Origin of the sequence: Marinoscillum furvescens DSM 4134 (genome assembly GCF_003386095.1) — a bacterium.
GTDB classification, from domain to species: Bacteria; Bacteroidota; Bacteroidia; order Cytophagales; family Cyclobacteriaceae; genus Marinoscillum; species Marinoscillum furvescens.
Window position 1 is genome coordinate 1 of record NZ_QREG01000029.1, and the last position, 26,561, is coordinate 26,561.

At 42.1% G+C, this 26,561-nt stretch carries 17 protein-coding genes and 1 tRNA gene; 5 read left to right on the forward strand and 13 right to left on the reverse strand.

Annotation, left to right across the window (positions count from 1 at the left end):
• Positions 1-81: 81 nt before the first annotated feature.
• From C7460_RS21215 to C7460_RS21230, 4 genes are read right to left on the reverse strand one after another with little or no spacing between them, the layout of a single operon-like run.
• Positions 82-1,359, reverse strand: a complete 1,278-nt coding sequence (locus C7460_RS21215) for an adenylosuccinate synthase (RefSeq protein ID WP_115870154.1) — start codon at positions 1,357-1,359, stop codon at positions 82-84.
• Between the two features lie 5 nt (positions 1,360-1,364).
• Positions 1,365-1,703: an STAS domain-containing protein gene (locus C7460_RS21220; protein ID WP_115870155.1), complete on the reverse strand. Its 339-nt coding sequence runs from the start codon at positions 1,701-1,703 to the stop codon at positions 1,365-1,367.
• A complete protein-coding gene (locus tag C7460_RS21225) occupies positions 1,703-2,161 on the reverse strand; it encodes a Fur family transcriptional regulator (protein WP_115870156.1) in 459 nt (152 codons plus the stop codon). Before C7460_RS21225 ends, C7460_RS21220 begins: the two co-directional genes overlap by 1 nt.
• A 46-nt stretch (positions 2,162-2,207) precedes the next feature.
• A complete protein-coding gene (locus tag C7460_RS21230) occupies positions 2,208-4,409 on the reverse strand; it encodes a RelA/SpoT family protein (RefSeq protein WP_115870157.1) in 2,202 nt (733 codons plus the stop codon).
• A 71-nt stretch (positions 4,410-4,480) separates the two neighbouring features.
• Here C7460_RS21230 and C7460_RS21235 point away from each other — a divergent pair.
• The 4 genes from C7460_RS21235 (at position 4,481) to clpX (ending at position 7,969) form a co-directional block, all read left to right on the forward strand.
• Positions 4,481-4,562 (forward strand) — tRNA-Leu (locus C7460_RS21235).
• Positions 4,563-4,648: 86 nt separating this feature from the next.
• Entirely contained in the window at positions 4,649-5,971 is a 1,323-nt protein-coding gene (tig, locus tag C7460_RS21240; RefSeq protein ID WP_170148127.1) for a trigger factor, read from the forward strand.
• Positions 5,972-6,062: 91 nt separating this feature from the next.
• Positions 6,063-6,740 carry a ClpP family protease gene (locus tag C7460_RS21245; protein WP_115870159.1) on the forward strand — a complete coding sequence of 226 codons (678 nt, stop codon included), beginning with the start codon at positions 6,063-6,065 and terminating at the stop codon, positions 6,738-6,740.
• Positions 6,740-7,969 (forward strand): ATP-dependent Clp protease ATP-binding subunit ClpX, encoded by a 1,230-nt coding sequence (clpX, locus tag C7460_RS21250; protein ID WP_115870160.1) that lies wholly within the window; start codon positions 6,740-6,742, stop codon positions 7,967-7,969. The genes C7460_RS21245 and clpX overlap by 1 nt, the downstream gene beginning before the upstream one ends.
• Here the strand turns inward: clpX and lpxB are convergent.
• Positions 7,955-9,055: a lipid-A-disaccharide synthase gene (gene lpxB, locus C7460_RS21255; RefSeq protein WP_115870161.1), complete on the reverse strand. Its 1,101-nt coding sequence runs from the start codon at positions 9,053-9,055 to the stop codon at positions 7,955-7,957. The two genes, clpX and lpxB, sit on opposite strands and share 15 nt — an antisense overlap.
• Entirely contained in the window at positions 9,056-9,481 is a 426-nt protein-coding gene (locus C7460_RS21260) for a 6-pyruvoyl trahydropterin synthase family protein (RefSeq protein WP_115870162.1), read from the reverse strand. It lies immediately after the preceding gene.
• Here C7460_RS21260 and rfaD point away from each other — a divergent pair.
• Positions 9,480-10,526: an ADP-glyceromanno-heptose 6-epimerase gene (gene rfaD / locus C7460_RS21265; RefSeq protein WP_317127712.1), complete on the forward strand. Its 1,047-nt coding sequence runs from the start codon at positions 9,480-9,482 to the stop codon at positions 10,524-10,526. The genes C7460_RS21260 and rfaD overlap by 2 nt on opposite strands.
• On the opposite strand, the gene C7460_RS21270 is transcribed toward rfaD, so the two are convergent.
• From C7460_RS21270 to C7460_RS21300, 7 genes are all read right to left on the reverse strand, one after another.
• A complete protein-coding gene (locus C7460_RS21270) occupies positions 10,523-14,536 on the reverse strand; it encodes a T9SS type A sorting domain-containing protein (RefSeq protein WP_115870163.1) in 4,014 nt (1,337 codons plus the stop codon). The two genes, rfaD and C7460_RS21270, sit on opposite strands and share 4 nt — an antisense overlap.
• A 178-nt stretch (positions 14,537-14,714) precedes the next feature.
• Positions 14,715-15,653, reverse strand: coding sequence for a hypothetical protein (locus C7460_RS21275; RefSeq protein WP_147303042.1), 939 nt, complete (start codon positions 15,651-15,653; stop codon positions 14,715-14,717).
• A gap of 11 nt (positions 15,654-15,664) precedes the next feature.
• Positions 15,665-17,149 carry a SusD/RagB family nutrient-binding outer membrane lipoprotein gene (locus C7460_RS21280; protein WP_115870165.1) on the reverse strand — a complete coding sequence of 495 codons (1,485 nt, stop codon included), beginning with the start codon at positions 17,147-17,149 and terminating at the stop codon, positions 15,665-15,667.
• Positions 17,150-17,175: 26 nt separating this feature from the next.
• Positions 17,176-20,280, reverse strand: a complete 3,105-nt coding sequence (locus tag C7460_RS21285) for a SusC/RagA family TonB-linked outer membrane protein (protein ID WP_115870166.1) — start codon at positions 20,278-20,280, stop codon at positions 17,176-17,178.
• A 468-nt stretch (positions 20,281-20,748) separates the two neighbouring features.
• On the reverse strand, positions 20,749-21,789 hold the full coding sequence (locus C7460_RS21290) for a hypothetical protein (RefSeq protein WP_115870167.1): 1,041 nt from the start codon (positions 21,787-21,789) through the stop codon (positions 20,749-20,751).
• A 29-nt stretch (positions 21,790-21,818) separates the two neighbouring features.
• Positions 21,819-23,273: a SusD/RagB family nutrient-binding outer membrane lipoprotein gene (locus C7460_RS21295; RefSeq protein ID WP_115870168.1), complete on the reverse strand. Its 1,455-nt coding sequence runs from the start codon at positions 23,271-23,273 to the stop codon at positions 21,819-21,821.
• 17 nt (positions 23,274-23,290) lie between these two features.
• Positions 23,291-26,482: a SusC/RagA family TonB-linked outer membrane protein gene (locus C7460_RS21300; protein WP_115870169.1), complete on the reverse strand. Its 3,192-nt coding sequence runs from the start codon at positions 26,480-26,482 to the stop codon at positions 23,291-23,293.
• Positions 26,483-26,561: the final 79 nt, after the last annotated feature.

The following is a 26,561-nucleotide window of genomic DNA, read 5'->3' on the forward strand; positions in this document are numbered from 1 at the left end:
CCTTCCTTTTTGCCCCCGTCCCTGCCGAACGGACGGCAAAGATAGTAAAGAACTTCTTTCCGCAAATAGTATCAAGGAAAATTATTGAGAAATTTTCTCTTTCATCAAAGTTTGGGTGCGATCTGGACCTAGAGAAATGAGACTAATCGGCGTTTGCGTGCTGTTTTCGATGTATTTTACATATTCAGCCAAAGTAGCAGGCAAAGACTCAAAACTTTCAATATTGTTTTCTTTCCAACCTTTGAAGCTATCAAACACCAAATTATTCTCCTGACCGTCCAGATATAGCGGCAACTCCTCGGTAGCCTCATCTCCTACTTTGTAACTATGGCAGATTTTGATCTCGTCCATATCTGCAAGTACGTCTGCTTTCATCATGAAGAGCTGGGTAACTCCATTGAGCATGCAGGTGTACTTCAATGCTGGTAAGTCTAACCAGCCACATCTACGTGGGCGACCTGTGGTGGCTCCAAACTCATTCCCAAGTTTTCGGAGCTCTTCTCCATCATCACCATGTAGCTCTGTAGGGAACGGCCCACTACCGACCCTGGTACAGTATGCTTTGAAGATACCGTAGACTTCTCCGATTTTGCCAGGGGCTACTCCCAGACCTGTGCAGGCACCTGCCGCGATGGTATTACTACTGGTCACATATGGATAACTACCAAAGTCTATGTCTAGCAGTGATCCCTGAGCTCCTTCGGCCAGGACACTCTGCCCATCTACCAAAGCCTGATTTATTAGATACTCCGTGCTCAGGATATCGAACTCTCGAACGGTTTCAATAGCCTCGAAGAACTGCTTTTCTTCTTCTTCCAAAACGGCTTCAAAATTGTATCGCTCGAGTATCTGAAGGTGAAAATCTCTTAGCTGACGATAGCGTTCGTCAAAATCTGGTTCATTGATATCTCCTATACGGAGGCCCTTGCGTGCGGCCTTATCCTGATAAGTAGGCCCGATCCCCCGCAGTGTGCTACCGATTTTTTTATCCCCTTTGGCTATTTCATACGCTTTGTCGAGCATACGATGTGTGGGGATAATCATTTGTGTCTTATTGGAGATTACCAAATGGCGTTTAAGATCGAGGTTGAATGGGGCGAGTCCCTCGATTTCTTTTTTGAAGGTGATGGGGTCTAGAACGACTCCATTACCGATAACATTCAAAATGCCTTCGTGGAAAATACCTGATGGTATTTGGTGAAGGACGTGCTTGTGTCCATCGAACTCTAACGTATGTCCTGCATTGGGTCCTCCCTGGAATCTGGCTACCACATTGTATTTGGGTGCCAAAAAGTCCACAACTTTTCCTTTACCTTCATCTCCCCATTGAAGGCCTAATAAAATATCTACTGCTGCCATGAATGTTAATTGATTTTGTCGAGAGCTTCCTGCTCTGTATCGACGATATTAAAAATTGCCTGTAGTTTGGTAATGATTAAAAGCTTTTTGACGTGCTCTGATGGCTTGATCAAAAAAAGCTCTCCTCCTTTATTTCTAAATTTTGTCAAAATGGTAATCAATACACCTATACCACTACTGTTGATATAGCGGACATCTGATATATCGATCAAACAATATTTTTTCCCTGAATTGATAGCATCATTGACAAGCTCAACGAGTTCTGCTCCGTTGTTTTCGCCAATGAGGTCACCACTAAAGGTAAGCTTGAGCTGATCTGCAGTGGTGGTATGACTATAATTCATCATTTTTCTTTCGGTTTATTTTCACAGTTTTCCCGCTTGCAGTTAGCGTGTAGGATCAGTGAATGGTGAATGACATCAAACTTGAGTAATTCACCAACGGTATTTTGTATGTTTTGGATGCGTGGATCACAAAACTCCATTACTTTATTACAGTCGGTACAGATCAGATGATCGTGCTGTCGGTAGCCATATGCTTTTTCAAACTGGGCCAGATTTTTTCCGAACTGATGTTTGGTGACAAGGTCGCACTCTACTAACAGGTCGAGTGTATTATAAACTGTAGCCCTGCTCACGCGGTAGTTTTTATTTTTCATACTAATGTAGAGCGACTCTACATCAAAATGACCATTCCGAGAATATATTTCTTCCAGGATGGCATACCTCTCAGGAGTTTTTCTCAAACCTCTCTCTTCCAAATACCCGGTAAAAATGTTTTTTACCTCTTCGAATACAATCACGCGTTTTGATGTTTGCTACAAATATAGACGAGATATACAAAAGCTACTAGGTATGGCGGGATACTGATACCACTCCCTGGACTTTCTCCAAATTGCGAATGAGTTGATCTACGTGTTCTGTATCGCTGACATAAAGCTCTATCTCACCTTCGAAGATCCCTCCTTCCGTGTTGATAGTAATGGAGCGCATGTTTACTTTCAGCTCTCCAGAGATGACACTGGACACGTCGTTGATGAGTCCTATCCGATCTGTACCAATGATCTTGAGGCCTGCCAGAAACGAATCATCCTGACTGGATGTCCATTTGGCTTTGACTACCCGATAACCATAGTTCGACAGTAATTCAGCAGCGTTGGGGCAAGTAGTTCGATGAATTTTGATACCATCATTTACGGTCACAAACCCAAACACATCATCTCCTGGGATAGGATTGCAGCATTTAGCAAATTTATAATCTACTACATCCATGTCTTCACCAATAAGTAAGAGATCATAGTCATCCTCACGGACTTTTTTGATCTTGGACTGCATGGCTTTTGGATCACTGACCCTTCGGTACTTGTGTTCTTGCTCCTTCTTTTCGTTAAAGCGCTTGATCTCGCTGTGATCTATTTTGCCTTTACCTATGAGGTAAAACAGATCTGTGGGTGTCTTTACATTAAAGAACTCTGTAAGCTGTATGAGTGTCTCCTGGCTAAAAGGTACTTTGAGCTGTTTGAGCTTCCGCTGAACCACTTCTTTACCTTCTGCTGCAAATTGTTTTTTCTCCTCTTTTAGGGAGTCTTTGATTTTTGATTTGGCTTTGGAGGTAACTACATATTTGAGCCAATCTTCATTGGGTCGCTGTTTTTTGGATGTCAGAATTTCTATCTGATCTCCATTCTTTAATTTGTAATTAAGCGGCACCAGTTTCTGGTTCACCTTCGCCCCGAGGCAGTGCGCTCCTACCTCTGTATGGATATCAAAGGCAAAGTCGAGTGCGGTGGCTCCATTTGGCAGGGTCACAAGATCTCCTTTAGGTGTAAATGTGAATACTTCTTCCTGAAATAAATTGGAACGGAAGTCATCTACGAACTCTATAGCAGAAGTGTCGTTTTGTTCCAAAATCTCTCTCACCTTGCCTATCCACATTTCGAGACCTTTGTCCGCATCTCCATTTTTACTTTCCTTATACTTCCAGTGAGCTGCATAACCTTTCTCGGCTATTTCGTCCATACGGCGTGTGCGGATCTGAACTTCTACCCACTGGCCTTTACCGCTCATGACAGTGGTGTGCAGCGACTCATAGCCATTGGCTTTGGGTATGCTTATCCAATCTCTCAGTCGGTCCGGGTTAGGCTGGTAGTAATCTGTCACTATGGAATACACTTGCCAGCAGGCTGCTTTTTCATTTTCCAGCTCGGTATCAATAATGATGCGAATGGCAAACAAATCGTAGACCTCTTCGAATGGCACATTCTGCTTGCGCATCTTATTATGTATGCTGTGGATCGATTTTGGTCTTCCTTTGATTTCACAGGTAAAGTGCTGACCGTTGAGTTCATCACGAATGGGTTTGATGAAGTTTCGGATAAACTTATTTCGGGCATCACGCGTAGCGTTGATCTTGGAAGCGATATGTGTGTATGAATCCTCCTCGGTGTATTTGAGGTATAGATCCTCGAGCTCACTTTTAATCGCATACAATCCGAGGCGGTGTGCCAATGGAGCGTATAGATAGATCGTCTCATTGGCTATTTTCAGCTGCTTGTCACGAGGCATACTTTCAAGCGTACGCATGTTGTGCAACCTGTCTGCCAGCTTTATTAAGATCACCCTTACGTCATCTGAGAGGGTGAAGAGCATTTTACGGAAATTTTCCGCTTGCTGGGAGCTCCCCTGGTCAAATACTCCTGAAATCTTGGTGAGTCCGTCTATAATGGTAGCCACCTTCTTCCCATAGGCACGTTCGATCTCACTGAGCTCTATTTCGGTATCTTCTACTACATCGTGCAATAATGCACATACTATAGAGGTGGTACCCAGTCCGATTTCAGAAACACATATCTGTGCAACTTCCAGTGGGTGAAAAATATAAGGTTCCCCTGATTTGCGACGCATGTCTTTATGCGCCTCCATAGACATATAAAATGCCTTTTTAATTATTTTGGCATCCCCATCCTTAAGAACTGGTTTTGCATGACGCAGTAATCTGCGGTATCTACGAATGATCTCTTTCTTTTCCTCTTCTAAATCAACTTCTATCATCTATTTTCAAAAATCTTTTGTGATCTTTTGCGAATTTAAACTTTTATATATCTTTGCACCTCCAAAATTTAGCGGATGTGGCGAAATTGGTAGACGCACTAGACTTAGGATCTAGCGCCGCGAGGCATGGGGGTTCGAGTCCCTCCATCCGCACTAAAAAACAACCCTCTTCCCCTGCTCTGACCAAGATCAGAGCGTGTAAGAGGGTTTTTATTTTATAACCATTAATACTTACCACATTGGAAATCACACTTGACAAAATCGACAAGACCGAAGGCTTAATTAAAGTTAAATTAAACGAGGATGATTACCAACCAGGTGTAACCCAAAAAGTCAAAGAATACAGCAAGCAGGCCAACATCAAAGGCTTCAGACCTGGAAAGGTACCGGCAGGTATGATTCGCAAAATGTATGGTAAGTCTATTCTGTTGGAAGAAATCAATCGTCTGGTTTCTGAAAAGCTCAATGGTTTTCTTCGCGAGAGCGATTTGCAGTTTCTCGGCGAGCCCATGCCGAAAGAAGAGGATTTCGAATCCATCGATTTAGATAATCAAAAGGATTTTGAATTTACCTACAATGTAGGTTTTGCAGAAGAATTTGATTTAAAGATTGATGACAAACTGAAGGTCGATCGTCATGCTATCAAGATCGATGACAAAGTGATCGATGAAACGGTAGAAAACCTACAGCGTCAGTTTGGTGATATGGCCACTCCGGATGTGTCTGAAGATAAGGACACGGTGTATGGCGAAATCAAATCCAAAGACGGTGAAATCAACAAAGAAATCAGCATTGATCTCAACGATACCGAGAAAGCGGCTACTAAAAAGCTCACTGGAGTGAAAGTGGACGATGAAGTAGAGTTGGACCCTAAAAAACTCTATAAGGATAGCCACAAGCTTCATCACCAGCTAGACATCTCTCATGAAGAATTTGATGCACTGAAAGGCAAACTTAACTTTACAGTAAAAGGAATCAATCGTCAGATTCCTGCTGAAATCAATCAGGACCTATTTGACAAGACTTTTGGTGAAGGTACTGTAAAAGACGAAAAGGAGTTTCGCGAAAAAGTAGCCGAGTCTGTAGGACAAAGCTTCAAAGCAGAAGAAGAGCAATACTTCAACTTCCAAATTCGTGATTTACTTATCGAAAAAGCTAAGATCAATTTACCAGATGAGTTTTTGAAGCGTTGGTTGATCAAAACCAATGATCAGATCACTGAGGAAGTACTCAAAGAAGAGTATGAGCAGTACTCTAAAGAGCTCAAATGGTCACTTATCCGCAATAAAATCGTAAAAGATCAGGACTTCAAAGTAGAAAACGAAGAAGTCATAGAGGAAGCTAAAAACCTGATTCGTCAGCAGTTTGGACAGGCAGGACTAATAGGCCAGATGGATGACAAGCTGGATATGTTTGCTCAAAACTACCTACAAGCCGAAAATGGTGAAAACTACATGAAGGTTCATAACCAGGTTCAGAATAATAAAGTGTTCGATTACCTGAAAGAAACACTGACAGTAAAAGACAAAAAGGTAACAATGGACGAATTCCGTAAGCTTTAACGAAACTTAGTCCAACCAAAACAAGTTTAAAAAGAGTCCTTAGTGCATAGGGACTTTTTTTATTTTTGCTCAGTTAAGCTAAATTGAAATCATGATCAATAAAGACGAATTCAGAAAATTTGCCGTTAAAGGCCAAGGCATTAGCGGAACAACCTTCGATGCATATACCGACACAGTAGAAAACATGACCCGTGCGGTCATCGAAGAGCGACCTACCAACTTTAGAGAAATCGATGTTTTTTCTCGCTTGATAATGGATAGAATCATTTTTCTAGGCATGCAGGTGGAAGAAAACATTGCCAATATTATCACTGCACAGTTACTATTTCTGGAGTCAGTAGATTCCAAAAAGGACATCCTACTCTATGTCAATAGCCCGGGGGGGTCAGTATATGCAGGTCTGGGCATGTATGACACCATGCAATATGTAAGTCCGGATGTAGCAACTATCTGTACGGGTATGGCAGCTTCTATGGGTGCTGTGCTCCTGACAGGCGGCGCGAAAGGTAAGCGATCGGCATTGCCACATGCGCGAATCATGATTCACCAGCCAAGTGGAGGGATGCAAGGCCAGTCTAGAGATATGGAGATCACCCTAAAGCAAATGCAGGAATTGAGAAAAGACCTGTATACGATCATAGCAGACCATTCAGGGCAGTCTTACGAGCAGATAGAAAAAGACTCTGACCGTGACTACTGGATGCGTGCATCGGAAGCCAAGAAATATGGCCTTATCGATGAAGTATTAGAAAAAAACCCTAAGAAATAATGGCACAAGTAACTTGTAGCTTTTGTGGGAGAAACAAAAAGGATGTAGACCTGATGATCTCAGGCATCCACGCACACATATGTGATAAATGTATCTCTCAGGCGCAGCAAATCCTCAATGAGGAGCTGAAAACCAAAAGCACCACCGAAAGTCCGAAATTTAACCTCATCAAACCTGCGGACATGAAGACGCATCTGGATGAGTTTGTAATCGGTCAGGATGAAGCCAAAAAATACATCTCCGTAGCGGTATACAACCACTACAAAAGACTCATGCAAGCTGAGCGCAAGGACGATGTGGTGATTGAAAAATCAAACATCGTGATGGTAGGTCAAACGGGCACGGGTAAAACCTATCTCGCAAGAACCCTAGCAAAAATCCTACAGGTACCTTTTTGCATAGCAGATGCCACAGTACTCACTGAGGCTGGTTATGTGGGGGAAGATGTGGAAAGTATACTTACACGTCTGCTCCAGGCGGCAAACTACGAAGTAGAAGCTGCTGAGCGTGGTATTGTGTACATCGATGAGCTGGACAAAATTGCTCGTAAATCAGACAACCCATCCATCACACGGGATGTGAGTGGTGAAGGTGTACAGCAGGCATTGCTCAAACTTCTGGAAGGTACCTCTGTAAACGTGCCACCTCAAGGAGGTAGAAAGCACCCAGACCAAAAAATGATCACAGTGAACACTGAAAACATCTTGTTTATCTGTGGAGGAGCTTTTGACGGAATCGAGCGACACATTGCCAACAGGCTCAACACACGTCCGATAGGATTTGCAAGCAGCGATGATTTCAGCGCCGAGTCTATAGATAAAGAAAACCTACTGCAGTACATCACTGCTCAGGATTTGAAAAGCTTTGGGCTCATCCCTGAGTTGATTGGACGTCTGCCGGTACTGACGCACCTCGACCCGCTCAATAGGGCTGCATTAAAAGAGATATTAACCAAGCCTAAGAACGCCCTGATCAAGCAGTACGAGAAGCTGTTTGACATGGAAGATGTCAAGCTTGTGCTGACGTCCGAAGCATTGGACTACATCGTAGACAAGGCTGTGGAGTTTAAACTTGGAGCACGAGGACTCAGGTCTATCTGCGAAGCGATCATCACGGATGCGATGTTTGAGATACCTTCAGCGAAGGACATCACAGAGATGGAAATCACCAAAGATTACGCAGAAGAGAAATTCGAGAAATCTAAGTTTAACAAACTAAGAGCGGCATAGCGCCAAGATTCGTTCAGCAGCTTCTTTGGAGGCTTGCTTGCCCGCCAACATTTTACGAATCTCCGAATAACCTTCGGAGATTTTTTTTTGCCTTTTCTCACAATGAAGGAGCTCATCAAGCTCCTGAGCCACTACCTCCACATTACACTGCCCTTGTATGCACTCACTCACGACCTTCTCATTCAGTAAAATATTTACCAATGAGATATAAGTAATTTGGAGCATCCACTTGGCCAGGTAATAATTAACCCAAGAAGTCTGATAAATCACAATCTGTGGTATACCCAGCAGGGCAGCTTCGAGGGTAGCTGTACCTGAGTTGACCACTGCAGCCCTACTATGCCTCAGCACTTCAGTACTATCGTCCCATTTCAATTGTACGTTAGGAATTTCACTCACGGGGCTGTAAGCGGCTGCCCCCAGATGCGACACTGCTGCCAGCTTAAATTGATAATTAGGGTATTTTCTTGCCAGTCCGGCTATTACGGGCACACAAGTTTTAACCTCCTGTATTCGGCTTCCCGGCAGCACAGCTATAGGTAAAGGGGAACTTGGAAGTGATTCTTCTTTAACAGGATAGATATGCTCTAACTGCTCAAATGTTGGGTTTCCAATAAAATGGGCTTTTACCTGATGTTTTCTAAAGTAGCTTTCTTCAAAGGGAAATATACAAAGCACTTCATCTGTGAGCTTTCTAAGGCCAGACAGCCTCCACGCTCCCCAGGCCCATGTTTTTGGGGGGATATAATAGCACACTTTGATCCCCAGCTTTTTGGCTATCCGGGCTACGCGCATGTTAAATCCAGAGAAATCTACCAAGATTACAACCTCCGGTCGCAACTCCAATAGCTGCCGCTTACAGGTGCGTAGCAAGGACTTGAACTGAAATAGTTTGCCTAGAATTGCCGAAAACCCCATAACGCCAAAAGCGTCTTGAGTCTGAAGGATAGTGGTTCCGTCTTTTTTCATAGCCTCTCCTCCCCACCCATATATTTGCACATTCGGCTGAGCAACTTTTATTTGCCTAATGATTTGGGAGGCGTGAAGATCTCCTGATTTTTCTCCGGCTATGAAGAAAAGGGTCATTTATAACCCTTCACCGAAGAACTCTACAAAATTTCTAGGAGTCTCATAAAGCTTGAGGCTATGCAGCTCGCATTGTTTGCCCAGGTCACCTACCTGTGGGGCGAGGATTTTCCAAAACTCAACAATGAGGCTTTCGCAACTTGCGAGTTTGCCCTTCATGAAGTCTACATCCAAGTTGAGGTTTTTATGATCTACTTTTTCTATGATGTCACGGCGGATCAAATTGCTGAGCTGTTTGAGGTCTACCACAAAGCCTGTCTCAGGGTCAGGCATGCCTTTGACTGTAGTGATCAACTCAAAGTTGTGTCCATGCCAGTTTTCGTTGGCACATGGGCCAAACACCTCCACATTGCGCTCGTGGGACCAGTTAGTATTATACAGCTTGTGGGCTGCGTTGAAATGCTCTTTTCGACTTACGTAAATCATGCCTCTGCTAAAATCTGGCTGCAAAGATAAAAAGGAAATCTGGGGAAGGCGATACCCCACACGTATGATTAACTTTGGTGAAAACAAAAGCTTTATGATAGTAGTCACTGGTGCAGCGGGGTTTATCGGTAGTCATTTAATCGACAAGCTCAACCAAGAGGGGTTTAAGGCAATAATCGCCGTGGATCTTTTTCATGATGAAGTGAAGCTTGCCAACCTTGACCACCAAAACATACTAGCGAGCCTGGATCGCCGGGTGTTTATTCCATGGCTGGAAGAAAATGCCGAAGGGGTAGAGTTTATTTTTCACCTGGGAGCACATACAGACACTACAGAGACAGATGAGGCACTGTTTGCTGAGCTCAATACGAATTACACCAAACAAGTTTGGAATATCTGTGCTACCGAGCAAATACCGCTAATCTATGCTAGTAGCGCGGCCACTTATGGCCTGGGTGAGTTAGGGTTTTCAGATGACCATTCACTGATCCCACAGCTCCAACCCCTAAATGCTTATGCTCATTCCAAACATCAATTTGACCTATGGGCACTAGGTCAGGAAAAACGTCCTTTTTATTGGGCTGGGCTAAAGTTTTTTAATGTCTACGGCAAGAACGAAGACCACAAAGGCAAAATGTCTTCCATGGTGTATCAGCTTCACAGGCAAATTGAAGATGGTGGCAAGGTACGCTTGTTTAAATCCTATGATGAAAAATATGACGATGGTGAACAGCTGCGAGACTTTGTATATGTGCAGGACGTGGTAAATGTGATGTATTGGATGATGCATCATCGAAAAGACAGTGGAATATATAATGTGGGAACAGGGCAAGCCCGTAGTTTTAAGGATGTGGTCAATGCCTTGCAGCAGGTACTGGACAAGCAGGTGGATATTGAGTATATCGACATGCCAGAACATTTACGTGACAAGTATCAGTACTTTACGGAAGCGGACTTAAAAAAACTAAAGTCCATCGGTTTCCCAATGGACTTTAGCAGTTTGGAGGATGGGGTTAGAGCTTGTTGCTCCAATCTTCCTAATTAGTTTTTGTAAAATCGCTGGGAGTAGTTAACTCCGCCTTGTTGAAACCTCAAAATATATAGTCCTTCTGTAAGGCTAGATACATCCAGTCTATTCTCTGTCAACAAGACAGGATACACTCTACCATTTAGATCTATAATGTTTAAATTCTGAGCTCCGACCAACGGTTGATTTATCGTAATATAGTCAGTTGCCGGATTGGGGTAGATGCTTATCGTGTTATGCTTCTCAACATTGAGCACTTCGGTTTTTTGTATCTCTAGATCATCTACAACCCACCCAAACCCATTGGAATTAGCATCTGCAAATAATCTAAATCTTACTACTATGGTGTCTCCTGCATTGAAAGTTTTTCTAAGGTCAATCGAACGCTCACTGAAAAGGTTAGACTTACCATCCGCCTCTTCATTGTACGCTTGCAACCATCCGCTATTTGCTCTTGCATCATAACCATCAACTAAAGGTTCCCAGTTTAATCCATCTTCTGATCCTTCCACAATTACATAATCCCAAAATTCAAAGTCACCATATTCTGTTCCATCTTCTCCAGGTTCCACTATGGCTATTTCATTATAAGTAATTGTAGGATTTGTGTTTGATACGATGATTTTCTTCTTAAGTAATGCTGAAGAAGTAGAATTATCCTTATATGGATGCGGCGTATGCAGGGCTCCATTAGAAAAGCCCGAAACGGTTCTTAGCACATCAAAACCATTCAACAGAAAATCATTTACAACAATTTGACTGTTAAATTCGGTTTCGTATTCCAACAACGCATCTCCATATTTGAAATAATCAAACAAAACATCACCAGAACTCGCCACTTGGCCATTTTTATAACCTACTACTTGAACACTTATAGTTCCTTCTTCCTGAGCCTCAATTACAAATGTGGTATCCACACCCTCAATATCTGCAACACTTCTTTTCGTCAGGTTATTATTTAAAAGTATATCCAACGAGTCAAACTTACTTGTCACACTTAGATTGATCAGCAATTCATCATTTTGTGGGAGTACGGCTAAATCCACAATTTGTGGAGCAACAAGGATTTCTGGCAACTCTTCCAGTTTTACCGTCCAAATCCCTCGACCATGTGACGCAATGACAAGAAAGTTGTCCACCTGCTTAATATCCCAAACGGCAACAGCTGGAAAGCCATTGTCGGTAAGATGCCATGTTTCTCCACCATCCAGGGATTCTACTAGACCAATTTCAGATCCTACCCAAATCTTCTGGGGTTCATTTGGAAAAACATACAAGCAGTAAACCGCAACGTTAGGAAACCCATTAAGACTTTCGCTATTACCGCTGCTGAATCCAGTAATATCTTGCCAGCTATTTCCTAAATCTTCAGTTTTTAGCACCTTCGGGGAATTAGCAAATGAGAACAACGCAAAAGCCGTACTGTCTTCGGTAGGGTGAGTGGCAAACCCCGAGGCTACTCCCAATAAAGTACCATCATAGTTAGAAGTATTGGAGAAATTCTCAGCACCATCTACAGAAACATGGAAATTATAAGATGATCCCATTCCTGATCCCGCCCAAACAATCTGTTGATTTGCATCTGAAACTTTAATATGCATGAATGAACTAAAAGACCAATTCTCGTTTATTGGTTTTAACTCCCAATTATCTCCAAAGTCCGTGGATTTGTAAACTCCAAACCTCCCAACAGTATAAATGGTATTAGGCTGCTTCTTTGAAGTTGATAATCTAGAAATAAAAGGAAAGTTATTGGCTGCAGCTTCATCTCGGTTTAGTCCATTTATAGCTAGCTGCCACGACCGTCCACCATCACTTGATTTTCCGAATAGATTATGCTGAGAAGAACCTATCAACTCATTAGCATTTCCATAATTCCACAAAGCTTCAAAACCATCACCACCGATTCTTAAGGTGTAATCTGTTTCAAAATTGGCTGCACTAGAAAGATCTGATGTCCAGGTTCCATTATCCTGAGCTCCACCAATGAACTTTTCACCACCGGGCATTTTGTCTGCACCGTAAAACTGAGTGGTATTATACCCTTGCCCTCCAAAGTTCCAGCTTCCTCCTTTTAATCCGGGGTCTTTATCTGCATCTGAATAATACAACCCACCATCATTTGCTGCAATTAATTCGAATTCTTCATTCTCCTCAGAAGTAACTCTTGCCATAAGGTTATGGTGATCGACATGAATCACCTCATTAGGATTTCGATTATCATATTGGGCACGACCATCGGTAAGGTTTATCGTTTCGCTATTAATCAATCGTTGCTTTCCATATAAAATTGCTAGTTTCGACTCAGGAAGGCTAGCTTCATCAAATGTCCCATCTTCAGGGAGAATAGGCCAGAAAAAATACATCTGCTCCACTTCCTGTCCACCAACTTTTGCCACTTCAGGGCTGGCTATGTCTGTGTACTCAATATTGTGAATAAATAAATATTCACGACTGTCTTGTTTGGTGTCCTCTCCCTGGTTTTGAACTATGAGGTTCCACTTACCGTCTTCTTGCTGATCCCTAAATGAAACCATAAGCTGGGTATTGGTTTCTACATCCCACACCTGAAAAGGAACTTCTACATAATCTCTGTACTGATATTCAGTTGCTGGAACACCTGCTCCCTGTCCCCCTACTGTGAATCTGTGCGCTTTTTGGGTTCGATTGGCTCCAAAGAGCACTTCGACTGGTCTTTTTTGAGTAGATATGCCCGTGTCTAGTACACCTCCAAAAAAAGGTGCGCCAAAATTGATTAACTCTATAAAGCTACCTGTATTTACCTGATCTAAACCTAAGAGTGTTGGCTCACCAGTATCGTATGGCTCCCCTTCTATTGATACCTTGAAAAGATCTACTCCTCCAACATAAAATGTATTTGATTCGAAAGGGTGAGCTAAGATCGTATTGTCATAATTCCCTTGACCATTTAAGTAATCATATGCGGTAGAGCTTTGGTCACTTAGCAGCACCCATGATTTGGCCTTATCACCTGAAAAGTAAAGATCCGAGCCTGTTCCCGATTGACCGCCGACTACCGAGGCAAATAGCGTATCACTATTAATATTAGATACCGCAAGTTCAATACGTCCTTGGGCGAGAATTCCCTGACCTGAATCAAACCAGCTATCTCCCGTATCTTCAGATTTCAAAACACCAATTCCATTAACAGCAGCATATTGAATTGAAAAATCAAATGGATCTGCAATCAATTGTTCTATAGGAGAATTGCTGGCATATACCTTGGTCCAGGAAACTCCCCCATCCACAGATTTGAAAATAAAACTTTGCGTTAGATTGAAGATCCCAGTACCTGTTTCAGTACAGGCCAATAGGACATTGGCGTTATTTGGGTCAACTATTATTCGGCTTACGGCACTAAACTCGTCATCTTGTATTGTGGAAGAAAGAACTTCCCAAGTCTGGCCTTTGTCAGTTGATTTTAATATACCATTCCCGACTATCACTGACAAATGAGAAAATGCCTCTCCAGTACCGGCATACAAAATACTAGGATTAGCAGGAGAAGTAGCCAGGCATGCTATGGCCATATTGGGAATGTTTTTAGTCAATATTTCCCAACTCTCCCCTTTGTCTGTTGTTTTCCATACCCCACCACCAACAGAGCCAGCATACCAGGTGTTGCCTGTTGGGTCTTCAGCATCAATGATTACACCACGAGTTCTTCCCGGAACATTTGCTGGTCCTCGTTCTTGCCATTCTAAAGGAGCCACACGAGCATTCCTTCTATTCTGAGAGAGCTTTTCTTTCTCCCTGAATGTATACCCAGCACTATAACCTATTTTCTCCTGACCTTCTTTAGTTCTAATTAGTTTATATGCCTCGGTATATTTAGATGGATAGCCAAATCTCAGCACATCTCTTCTGTCCTTGGTGTCATGGTCTATCCTTGCCACCAAACCCTTGTCAATAAGTTGGTTCCCAGCTGGATTATACTGGTTAGAATTTTCTGATCGTTTGCATCCACCAAGGAGTAAGACGATCATGGCTAAATAAAATATCCTCATTCTATTTGGGTTAAATGTAATAGTACTCTATTCGTTTGTTCAACGTAGTTGTTAGGAAATAATCAGTTTATTCAGAACGATTTTTCAATTGAATAGCTTAGGGTGATTTTCTTAGAATAGTAATTAACAAGAAAAAGGTCCAGTTGGACCTTTTTCTTGAATTAGAAGTGATGAGTTTTTACTCGGGAGAATAATTATGCGTACAATCACCAACTCTCACTTGATCGTCTGACTGTCTCACATAACTAAATGTAATATCAACTTCAGGTGCATCCGTACAGGTAAGATTCACCTTACCTGAACCTCTTGCTAACCAAGGCTCCTCAGCTGGCACTCCAAAGCCAGATGCAGCGCCATTGATTTCCGTATCATCAAACGTGATACTGTTATCAGCAGGGTTAATCGTCAACACTAGTTGATTCGTACCCGCAGCACCCCAGCCACCGAAATTGTCAATAGTGATCTGATTACCGCTTGCATTGATCATATTCGACGTAAATGTGAAGTCTCCACCACAACTCTCTGTTGTGGTATAAGCACCTTCCATCTCAGATGGATTAGCTGGGCAATCACTATCCGCGATATTGATATAGGTATCATTACGGATAGGCCCTCTACCTCCAGCTAAAGTCAACGAAGAAGTTGTGGTCCCAGTAGCACCAGTCAATGCCACTTCAAGCACCTTATCTCCATCTGTAATTCCATCTGAAAGAAAATCAATGTCAAAATCTACTTGATCAGTAATTAAGTCATTGCCTCCTGCAGGAATGTAAGGAACCAAAATTGAAGCACCATTAGCATCTTTACTTACAATAGGGTAAACCTTAGTTCCAGAATTTCCAGAGGTGATTGAATCTGCAGAAATATCAAAATCAACTCCGAATTCTGCACTACCTGTGAAGGTTATTGTTGCAATCAAATCTTCCTGAAAGGAAATTGGAGATTGTATAGTTACCGTTTGGCTAGTACCTCCTTCACCAGCGGCAACTGTATCAGGAGTATTTGCTCCGAACTGTACGAAAAGGTCAGTTTCAGGAATTCCAGCAATTGGATCTTCAAAGTCCTCACATGCGGACATGACGATCAATGCGAATATGATTATAAATATATTTTTCATTTCCATTTTGATTATCGTTCAAAGTATACTGGCACATCAATCAATGGAGAGATATCGATATTGATATTACTCTCAATCTCAGAATTAGGAATTTCCACACGGCTGATTATGCTATTAATAGGTGCTCCTACAGGCACATCCAACGCCGGCTTCTTCGTTCTTCTCCAGTTTGCCCAAGCTTCTGACCCTTGATTAAAGAGTGCGATGTACTGCTGTATTTGAATAAACTCTGTGGCATCTGTCTCTGCGGCCAAATCAAGCGTATTTAAGAACGCTTGCTTATCAGCTGCTGAAATTTCAAAATCGCTTCCATCAAAATGATTCATGGAAGCCAACACTCCATTTTCCAAAGCTTCTTGCGCAGCTACTGTACCACCAGGAGCTAACCCTCTCTCGTATGCTTCTGCTGCCAATAACCAGTATTCTGAAGCCAACAACCACTCATCAGATTTATCTTGACGGATGTAGAACAAGCTTACATATCCGCGATCTACTTCATCAGGTAGTGGACCTGCTCCGTTGATTGCTCCTTCTATTGGTCCTGAAGGATTGTTGATGTTTCGCTGAAAGAAAGAAAACAATCTTGGGTCATTTGCTGGCTGTAAAAGCTCTACCATTTCATCTGATGCCAATCTCCAACGTTGGTGTACTCGGTTTCCACCTGCATCAGTTTGGAATGAACCGAAACTAACGAAATTGTCAAAAGTAGCGTAATCAAAGTTTTGATTTGATCTAGTCGGGAAATAAGCAAATTCCGCGTTCTCAGAGCCATCTAGCTCATCGATAAATTCATTCCCTCCTGTCAATAAATCAGTAATCTCTTGAGAACGATCTTCTACATACGATACTCTCATTAATGCACGCAATTTCAAAGTATTTGCGAATGCTAACCACTTATTCATATCTCCTGCATAAAGCGGATCATAATCTGTTATTGTGGTTTGAAATGACTGATCAGCTAAATCTATTCGGGCAATTGCATCATCCAGAATATCAATAATACCCTGATAGATAATATCTCCAGTATCAAATTTTGGAAAGAGAATTTCCGAATCATTACTTTCAGTAAATGGGATTTCGCCCCAGGTATCTGCACCTATCATCCAGGCAAATGCTTGAAAAATTCGGATTTGTGCTACCCCATTGGTTAGCCCCTCTTCCTCGGCCAATAACACGGCCAAGTTCAGGTCTTTGATAATGTCACCGTAGAAGGTAAACCTCCAAAAGTTATTATTACCAATCGGACTGTAATTATAGGTATCAGGCCCAGTAAGTACCACTACAGGTTTATGATGCTGGATATACGCTTCTCCATTCGGATTCAATGTATTCAATAAATTCTGAGACATTGCAATCATCGAATTCGTCATTACAGTACCAGGAGGTACCGTTGTTGATGCATTTGGATCCGTATTTACATCCAAAAAATCATCCTCACAAGCTGTGCTCAAAAACAAAGCACTAACGATCGCTAGAGTTTTTATATAATTTTTCATTTGATTCAATTTTAGTCGTCTAATGTTTAGAATGTAAGTCTTACATTAAAACCGTAAGAACGAGTAGTAGGAAGGTTGTACGCTTCAATACCTTGCGCATTACCTGGACCATAGAAGCTAACCTCTGGATCGATGTGCGGCACTTTTGTATATAGTATTGCAAGGTTTCGTGCCTCAAATCCAAATTGAACAGCTCCAAGCGGAGTTTTATCTAGTAAAGAAGATGGCAGTGAATAAGAAACCTTAATCTCTCTAAGTTTCACATAAGTACCATCGAAAACACCTTCAGAATCCACGTCATTTTCCTGCCCCCAAAGTTGCTGGTACGTGATCGGAATATCATTAGGTTTTGTAGAGGTGGGATTTCCTTCTGCATCTTCCTCTAAAAGAATTACACCTTTGTCTATATAGGCACCATCTCTGTCCAAAGTTTCCTTTACATGACCACCTGCTCTCAAATCCTGAATAGTTTGTGAATGGATATCTCCACCTTGTTTCCAGTCAATCAAGACACTTGCAGAAAGTCCTTTCCATGAAACCTCATTTCCCAAACCAGCAATGAAATCAGGAGTAATGTTCCCAATTTCCTGATCATCAATATCCAAGCGAAGACCGGTGTTAGGGTTGATTAAGATATTACCATCATCGTCTCTTCTCCAATCAGACCCGATAAGCGTACCCAATGAACGATTTAAGATCGCTCTCAATCCTGGATCTGTACGAGTACCATTAATATCAATGAAATTAAAGTTGTCCGGAAGGTCTACAAGTTTGTTTACATTTTTGGCAAAGGTACCACGTACTACCCACTTGAAATCTCCAGCTTTCACAGGTGTAACTTCAGCTAGCACCTCTATACCTTTATTAGTAACCGTACCAGCATTCAATGTTTGAGTAAGAAATCCTGTACTACCTGGAAGATCAATACGAACAATTTGATCGGTAGTCTCAGAACTGTAGTATGTCGCATCTAGCAAAAATCTACTATTGAAAAATTGTAGTTCAGTACCTATTTCCCAAGAAGATGTTCGCTCAGGTTTCAGTGCTAAAGGAGGGATATTACCAGATCCACCAAAACCAGGAATACCATTCCATGGGTAAGCATTGTCTACACCGAATAGTTGAAAGATTGAAGTCTGAGGAAAATACAAGAAATCTAACTGAAACGGATCAGTTCCATTACCTACCTCAGCATAACTGGCTCTTACTTTAGCATAATTCAATACTTCGGAGTTCAAGTTGAACATGTCCGTTACGATCGCACTTGTACTTACACTTGGGTAGAAAAATGATTGACTATTTTCCGGTAGCGTTGAATTCCAGTCGTTTCTTCCTGTAACATTCAAAAACAAGTAATCTTTGTATGAAGCTCCTAAGTCAAAGAATGCACCAATCAGTCTGATACGCGAAAGAATTGCGTTTTCAGGTGAGTTAATCAAAGCATTATCTGCTATGAATAAGGTTGGATCTGTAAGTTCCTGAGCTCTATTGAAGTTTGATTCTATGTATTGTTCATATACGTTATGTCCCAGAAGTAAATTCACATTTAGGTCAGGCGTGAATTGATGATTCAGTGTAATAAAGAAGTCTGAATTCAAATTGGACTCAAAAAGATCGTTCGCCCAAAACTCACCTAAAGGATCTGCTACTGATCCAGGCGCTGTATTTTGTTGACGTCTTTCACTATAAACATCAGCACCTACTTTCCAGGAGATATCCATCCAATCGTAAGGTTTAAACCCTACCTGAGCAAATGTGATGAAACGATCAATTTCACCAGTGTAGACGTTTTCATTTAATGACCAATATGGATTTTGGTTTAGTCCTAAGAATAATCTTGGAGAACCATCTGCGTTCAGATAGTTAGCCAAAGAATCCTGGCTGTAGTTTCTTGGTAAGAAACCTACCACTGAAGCAACTGCACCGTCATCATTGAAACCAGTTATTGGTCGTCCTTCATTACGTGTGCGGATGTAGTTTGCCCCGAAACTGCTATAAAACTTGTTATCAAATTGCCGCGTAGCATTAAAACTGGCGTTAAGCCGATCGTAATTCGTGTTTGGAACAAATCCTTCTTGATCGAACTTAGTCACAGACATTCTGAAAGTACCTTTTTCATCTCCTCCAGCCAGAGCTACACTATTTATTATTGTCTTACCTGTACCGTAGAAATTTTCTACATTGTCGGGATGTGGTGAATACCTGTCAATGTTTCCATTTGCATTAACAAATGATTGTCCAAGCATCTCAGGGCCCCAGTTAGCAGTTGCTGAACTATCAATTTTTCCCGCGCTGCCTTGTCCATATTTGTTTTGATAATCAGGAAGTCTCAGTGGATCATCAAATCGAACTGATGAGTTTATAGTTACTGAGGTCTTGGAGTTCTTCTTACCTTTCTTGGTAGTAATGATAATGGCGCCATTCGCCGCGCGCTGACCATACAATGCTGTAGCTGCTGGTCCTTTCAATACACTCATCGACTCAACATCATCAGGGTTGATATCCTGAATTCTGTTTCCATAATCCACACCAGTGAATCTATCTACAGATGCAATGTTTGAGTTTGAAATAGGAATACCATCTACTACATAGAGTGGTTGATTGTTCCCATTAATAGAGCTGTTACCTCGAATAACCACACGTGAAGACGAACCCACAGATCCGGAAGAACCGGTAACCTGTACGCCGGCAACTTTTCCAGCAAGTGAATTGGCAATGTTAGTTTCCCGAGCCTTAACGAACTCTTCTCCATCCACACTAGAAACTGAGTATCCAAGAGATTTTTGTTCTCTTTCAACTCCAAATGCCGTCACCACAACTTCTGTAAGTTGCTGTACGTCTGACTGCATCGAAACATCGATGACTGAACGCGCCCCTATTTCAACTTCCTGTTGGGTAAGCCCAATAAAAGAAAAAACAAGAACACCACCTTCTTCTGGCACACTCAATCTATAATTTCCATCTAGATCAGTAGTTGTGCCCGTCGTTGATCCTTTCAGAACAACATTTACTCCAGGAATTGCGCTATTGTCGTCTGCCGACCGCACAGTTCCAGAGACTGTCCTTTGCGCCATAGCACAGAATGCCACAGCGAAAGTAAACATGAAACTGAGTAGTAGAATCCTCTTCATATTTAACTGTTTTAAAATTGTACATTATGTTTCAGTGTTAAATCTATATTAATTCTCGGATAATCAAACTTTCTTCAACGAACGGCGTATAAGGCTAAAAACACTGTAAATGGAGGGTTTTACAGGATAAAAAGTTCAAAATGGCCTCTCCTGAGAATTCAATCAAAATAATCCTCTGCCAAAAAGGAATTTCACCAAGCATTTCACTTTTTTTAACAAAACGCATTTTTTTGGCATTTTCGATGAAACACACCGTTGGGACGGTGATTTAATGCGCTAATTCCTCGAAACACTTAAAATTTCTTATCTAATGTTAGGTGACAAAATCTTAATCTAACCTTAGATGATCTACTCTCCCTACAAACTCAGCCGCCTAGCAGCGTTTTGCAATTTCCTGCAGAGAACAAGGCATAAAAAAAGGGTGACTCAACAGAATCACCCTTTTATATTTTAAATATTTACGTTCTATCAATCAGCAGCTTTGATCATGATAGTTTTCTCAACGTAATTAGTTTTCAATGAAGCTTCATCATCTCCAGAAACACCATCTAGTGTAATGGTAACCGTTCTATCTGTAGAGAATGCATTATCAGATATAGATAATACAATAGACTTCTCCGTTTCACCTGCCTCAAAGACAAGCTCCCTTGAAGAGTTGTTTGGAGTAGCATCATTTACACCTATTGCTACCGATACACCATAATCAACAGTCACTTCTGAGTTGCTAGCATTGCTTAGCATTACCGGGAACTCATATACTCCAGCAGAAGTAATCGTAACGGTAGCAGTATCTATAGATGCCATTTTTGTGTCATCCATAAAAGTGTACACGATTGTCTGCAGAGTATCTGCTTTCACATATTCCTCAGCTAATTCAGTTTCTGTAATGGCACCAAGCGTGAAGATCAGATCTTCTGAACCTACTTCCTCCTCTGGAGTCACTACCACTTTAATTGAGCTAATTGTATCAGCAAAATCCAATGGACTTTCGTAACGCGGTAAAATAAAGTACCTAGAAGGATCCATAGACCCACCAATCGTATAAGCAATTTTTCCATCACCGTTGATTCCACCAGGAATATCCAACTCAATTGTGATAGTGTCATTCACTAGCATTTCGCTGCGTTTTGCTGAATCAGCTGAAAAGCTGATTTCCTTTGAAATCACCTTTATTGCTTTGGAGCCTGCAGCCTCTCCCTCCGATACACTCAAAGTGTAGTCAGCTGGATCGGTGAACAAAACATCCACATAAGCATCATTTTCAGAGTTTTCAGTGATGGTAGCGCCACTTTCAATAGACCAGCTATAATCTGCATCTGCTTTATTCATCAACAGATAATACTCCTTTTCATCTCCTACATAAGCTGTAGATGAACCTGAGATGCTGAGCGTCTTGCCAGGTTTGATCGCTACTGAACGTGCGTCATCCTCTTGACAACTCGTTGCAGTGAAACCCACCACAGCGAGTAAAACTCCTGCCTTTAGGAAATTATATTTATTAAATTTCATATGTCAGTTTCTTTAATTTAAGGTTAAAATCAGTTTACGTCCCACCAGAGTAAAGTGGTCATATCCCCTGGATCAACTGCTTCTAAGTTTTCACTGTTAGCTTCCGCTTCAGAAGCAGGGTAAAATGCACGCACAGGGATTCTGTCTACACCAGAAACAGCGTTAGCAGAAATCACCAAAGACGGCTCATCTAACCTTCTCCACTCAGACCATGCTTCCAGGCCTTGAGTATAAAGTGCAACCCACTTTTCGTATCCAATTGATTCTTCCCAATTGGCAGCATCGTAAGGATTAGCGGTAGTGTAAGCAGTTGCTTCCGCTTCCGTTCCGCCCCAATCCTTGATAGAAGCCTCTACTGCATTGTTGAATGCATCGGCAGCACTACCGGAGATAAAGCCTCTTTCGATTGCTTCAGCTCTGAAGAACTCTACTTCGGCATAAGTCAACAACTTAGCTGGAGCTGTTGCTTCGAGAATAGAACCATGAGGTCTAGAAGATACAGGCTTCAATTGGAATGCGTCAGCATCTGTAAGTCCGTAAGGCAACCCTACGATCTCACCATTAAAGTTTGGTGCAGCATAATCATCCAAACGTGGATCATTACGATCTTCCATATCGCTAACCATTACGTCAGTAATACAGAAGTCATCACGGTTATTCACCACTTTGTCCACGTAGAAAGGATTCGCGATACGCTGATCAGCATCAAACTGGAACAATGCATTTTCGTCATTAGATGAAATTACTCCTAAGGTAGAGCTAAATGCCTGACTCACAGCAGTGCCAGCAGTACCAGAATCTACATCTGCCATTCTCATGCCTAGACGTACTTTAAGAGAGTTAGCGAGCTTACCCCACATAGCCATATCACCACCATAGATGATGTCACCAGCGCCGAAACCAGCAGCTGTAGGCGTAATGTTCGCGATCGCATCATTCAGCTCAGAAAGCATTCCTGCATATACAGCAGATTGTAAATCGTAAGCTGGGTTTGGAAACTCCTCAGGGTTGAATGCCTCAGTATAAGGAATATCACCCCAAATGTCAGTAACTGTCTGGAAAGCTAGCACTTTGAAAATTGCGATCTGCGCTAGTCTGTTGTTCTTCACAGCTTCAGAAAGTGACTCATTTTCCTCTGTAAGCTGCTTTGCAACTACCAGATCAATGATACCTCCAGGACTAGCATTAGTCCCTGAGTAAAATGACTGCCATGGAGTACTAAAAGACGAAGGTGTCTGATTGTACCTTGAGTCTTCGGCATATTCGTTTTGTGCAAAGTGCTGCACCATCAACATACCGAACTCAAAGTTCATCGCACGCCCCCAAATCTCATCTGCAATTGAAAATTGAGCCTGAGTAAACAGGTTCTCAGCAGGGATTTCAGTAGGCTCGTTAGGATCAGTATTGATCTCATCGAAGTTGTCTGTACATGCGAATACTGTCATCGCAAGCACAAGAGCAATTAGTCTATTTATATTCTTCATTTTGAATCAAGTTTAGATTAAAGTTTGAAGCTTACGTTGAATCCAATTGATCTGGTAGAAGGTACCTGAGCATTTTCCAGTCCCTGGATGTTGCCTGTACCTGTCACCACCTGAGGATCCAGGAATGGAAGCTCGCTATAGAGGATCATTAAGTTTCTACCAAGAAGTGAAACATTGATATCTCTGATAGGGAAGTCTCCAAGAAGTCGATTAGGCAATGTGTAACCCAATCTCATTTCTCTAAGCTTAACAAAACTTGCATCGTATACATTAGGAGCAGCTACTCTCCAGATAGTTTGGTAGTAAACCTGAGGGTTTACCGCTACAGTGTTTTCACCACCTTCTTCAGTCACTCCGTCGATGATCATACCTTCTTCACGGATGTTACCTTCGGCAGTTTTAGGAAGCATACCTGAGTAAGCCGCCCACTGAAGTGAAGTAGAGTGAATTGATCCACCTTTTTGGAAATCAACCAATGCGCTCAAGCTTACACCCTTATAATTGAAGGTGTTTCTCAAACCACCTGTAAAATCTGCAATAGCAGAACCGAGGTATTTTCTGTTAGCTTCAATCAATGGCATTCCATCAGATCCTACGATGATTCTTCCATCTTCATTTCTCTGGAAGTCCTGACCGTAGATTGCCATGTATGGATCTCCTTTTTGCAGACGAACGTCAGCCGCCCAGGTGCTACCCATGATGATGTTGTTTACTCCATCAGCAAGCTCTACTACTTCGTTGTTATACGTAGCGAAGTTCAAGTTTACATCCCAAGAGAAATCTCCTGTTTGTACTGGTGTACCTCTCAGCATTACTTCAAAACCACTGTTTTTCATAGAACCAGCGTTCACAATACGTGAAGTAAAACCAGTAGTAGAAGATGAAGCTACCGCAAAAATTTGCTCAGTAGTCGTTCTGTCGTAGTATGCTACTTCAAACCCTACTCTGTTTTGGAAGAAGTTCATTTCCAATCCTACCTCGAATTCATCAGTAAACTCAGGCTTCAAGTTTGGATTGTTACGAGCATTAGGAACTGTATAGCGAGGGCTGCTACCAAAGTTTGGCTGTAAAGGCTCGAAAGTATTTGTCAATGAATATGGATCTGCATCGTTACCAGCTCTACCATATCCTACACGCAACTTACCAAATGAAAGTACATCATTGTTTTGCAATGCTTCCAACTCAGTGAATACAAAACTTGAAGTGATTGACGGATACCAGTAGTTGTTGTTATCCTCAGGCAACGTAGAAGACCAGTCACCACGTACAGTCAGGTCAACAAACACCGTAGAGTAGAAGCCAAATGAAGCACTACCAAACACACTATTGATAGATTTTCTTGTGGTCTCAGTAGTCAATGTTGGGTTTCCTATACCATTACTTAGGTTGAAGAACCCATCAAGAGCAAGACCTCCGTTTACACTACCCAGGATGTACTCTCTTTCCTGAGACATCAAGTTACCTCCAATAAGGGCATTCAAGGAGAATGCAGGGCTAAACTGCTTGTTGTACATGATTTTACCCTCGAAGTTAGACTCCCTGAAGGTACGAGTACGTTCAGTGTAATCAGACTGATCTACACCACCATTTTCGATTCCTTCGTATGCACGGAAAGTAAACCCGTCAGTCATCGCACGACCAGAGATTGTCAGACCGTCCATTAACTCATAGTTTAATGCAACATTACCGAAGAAACGATCTCTTGTATCTTCTTGCAAGAACTTGTGACGTACCCAGTACGGGTTATCAAAGAAGTAAGGGAAAGGATTCCAGGACTTCAATGAACCATCCTCGTTTTGAGTGATACCAGTAGGGTTCCAGGTGTAGTGTGTACCATCTTCCCACTCGTAGTTTTGCATACGATCCAAATCCAGTTGTGTTTGCCACCACTGCGTGAAACCTTGCATAGGGTTTCTGTTGCTATAACCTGTAGCAGTTCTTCCTAAAGCTGACTGCTTTACAAGACTACCAGCAGCTGTTACAGTTAGTTTATCTGAAAGGTTGTAACGAGCATTGATGCTAAAAGTATTTCTGTCCAAACCTGAGTTTGGAAGAATTCCGCTCTGATCAAGGTTTGTATAACTCAAACGGAAAGAACCCTGATCGTTTCCGCCACTAAGTGCTACTGAGTTTTGTAGTGTAACACCAGTTTCGAAGAATTCTTGATAACCGTTTTCCGGTGCAGACCAAGGTCTTGTTTCGCCATAGTTAGCAGAATTTGGATCCCAAGAATCCCAGTGTCTAACCGGCTGACCTTCGTATTTAGGTCCCCAGGCCCCATCTTTAGAATATACTGGCGCGTAGTAAGTGGTTCCGTTTTCAGTAAACTCGGTAAAACCAGAAGGGGTAGAAAGTGTAGCACCTCCACCGTATTTCTGCTGATGCTCGATCATGTTTACTGCCTTCTCAAACGTAACACTTGAGCTTACATCTACACCGATCCCTTTTTTCTTGGCACCAGATTTTGTAGTAATCAAAATCACACCGTTTGCACCACGTGTACCATAAAGAGCTGTAGCTGCCGCACCTTTTAGTACTGACATAGACTCTATGTCCTGTGGGTTGATGTCGGATGCAGCGTTACCATAATCATAAGCGCCACTACCAAACCCACTCTGTTGTGCGTTAGTTGCATAGTTGTCATTGTTTATAGGCATACCATCTACCACAAAAAGTGGCTGGTTTTCGCCAAGGAATGAGTTTGAGCCACGAACAGTGATACGAGACGAACCGCCAAGCGCTCCGCTAGTACCTTGAATCTGAACACCAGCAATCTCACCTTGAAGGGCGTTGATTACGTTTGGCTCAGCTGCTTTGGCCACATTTTCAGCATCTACAGACTGCACAGAGTAACCTAGTGCTTTTTTGTCACGAGATACACCAAGCGCTGTAACTACAACTTCTGTAAGTTGCTTCACATCGCTTTCCATTTCCACATCGATCACTGACCTGGAGCCAATTTCGACTTCCTGTGCTGCCATACCTATAAAGGAGAACACAAGTATACCGCCATCTTCAGGAACACTTATACGATAGGTTCCGTCAATGTCAGACGTAGTACCGGTACTTGTGCCTTTCAGCACAACGTTCACACCGGGAATCGGCTCACCGCCTGCTTCGGTGATTTGTCCAGTCACTGTTCTTTGCGCCATTGCATTGAATGCAAAGGCGAAAGTAAACATGAAACTGAGTAGTAGAATCCTCTTCATATTTTACTTTTTTAAATGAAACATTAATTTATTGCAATTAAAATTATACGTTTTTTCCACTAATTGAAAACAGTAGCAG

Excerpts from the sequence above, each read along its gene's own strand:
- C7460_RS21215 (WP_115870154.1), bottom strand. The coding sequence starts at position 1,359 with ATGGCAGCAGTAGATATTTTATTAGGCCTTCAATGGGGAGATGAAGGT.
- C7460_RS21220 (WP_115870155.1), bottom strand. The coding sequence starts at position 1,703 with ATGAATTATAGTCATACCACCACTGCAGATCAGCTCAAGCTTACCTTT.
- C7460_RS21230 (WP_115870157.1), bottom strand. The coding sequence starts at position 4,409 with ATGATAGAAGTTGATTTAGAAGAGGAAAAGAAAGAGATCATTCGTAGA.
- C7460_RS21245 (WP_115870159.1), top strand. The coding sequence starts at position 6,063 with ATGATCAATAAAGACGAATTCAGAAAATTTGCCGTTAAAGGCCAAGGC.
- clpX (WP_115870160.1), top strand. The coding sequence starts at position 6,740 with ATGGCACAAGTAACTTGTAGCTTTTGTGGGAGAAACAAAAAGGATGTA.
- lpxB (WP_115870161.1), bottom strand. The coding sequence starts at position 9,055 with ATGACCCTTTTCTTCATAGCCGGAGAAAAATCAGGAGATCTTCACGCC.
- rfaD (WP_317127712.1), top strand. The coding sequence starts at position 9,480 with ATGCCTCTGCTAAAATCTGGCTGCAAAGATAAAAAGGAAATCTGGGGA.
- C7460_RS21260 (WP_115870162.1), bottom strand. The coding sequence starts at position 9,481 with ATGATTTACGTAAGTCGAAAAGAGCATTTCAACGCAGCCCACAAGCTG.
- C7460_RS21270 (WP_115870163.1), bottom strand. The coding sequence starts at position 14,536 with ATGAGGATATTTTATTTAGCCATGATCGTCTTACTCCTTGGTGGATGC.
- C7460_RS21275 (WP_147303042.1), bottom strand. The coding sequence starts at position 15,653 with ATGAAAAATATATTTATAATCATATTCGCATTGATCGTCATGTCCGCA.
- C7460_RS21280 (WP_115870165.1), bottom strand. The coding sequence starts at position 17,149 with ATGAAAAATTATATAAAAACTCTAGCGATCGTTAGTGCTTTGTTTTTG.
- C7460_RS21285 (WP_115870166.1), bottom strand. The coding sequence starts at position 20,280 with ATGAAGAGGATTCTACTACTCAGTTTCATGTTTACTTTCGCTGTGGCA.
- C7460_RS21290 (WP_115870167.1), bottom strand. The coding sequence starts at position 21,789 with ATGAAATTTAATAAATATAATTTCCTAAAGGCAGGAGTTTTACTCGCT.
- C7460_RS21295 (WP_115870168.1), bottom strand. The coding sequence starts at position 23,273 with ATGAAGAATATAAATAGACTAATTGCTCTTGTGCTTGCGATGACAGTA.
- C7460_RS21300 (WP_115870169.1), bottom strand. The coding sequence starts at position 26,482 with ATGAAGAGGATTCTACTACTCAGTTTCATGTTTACTTTCGCCTTTGCA.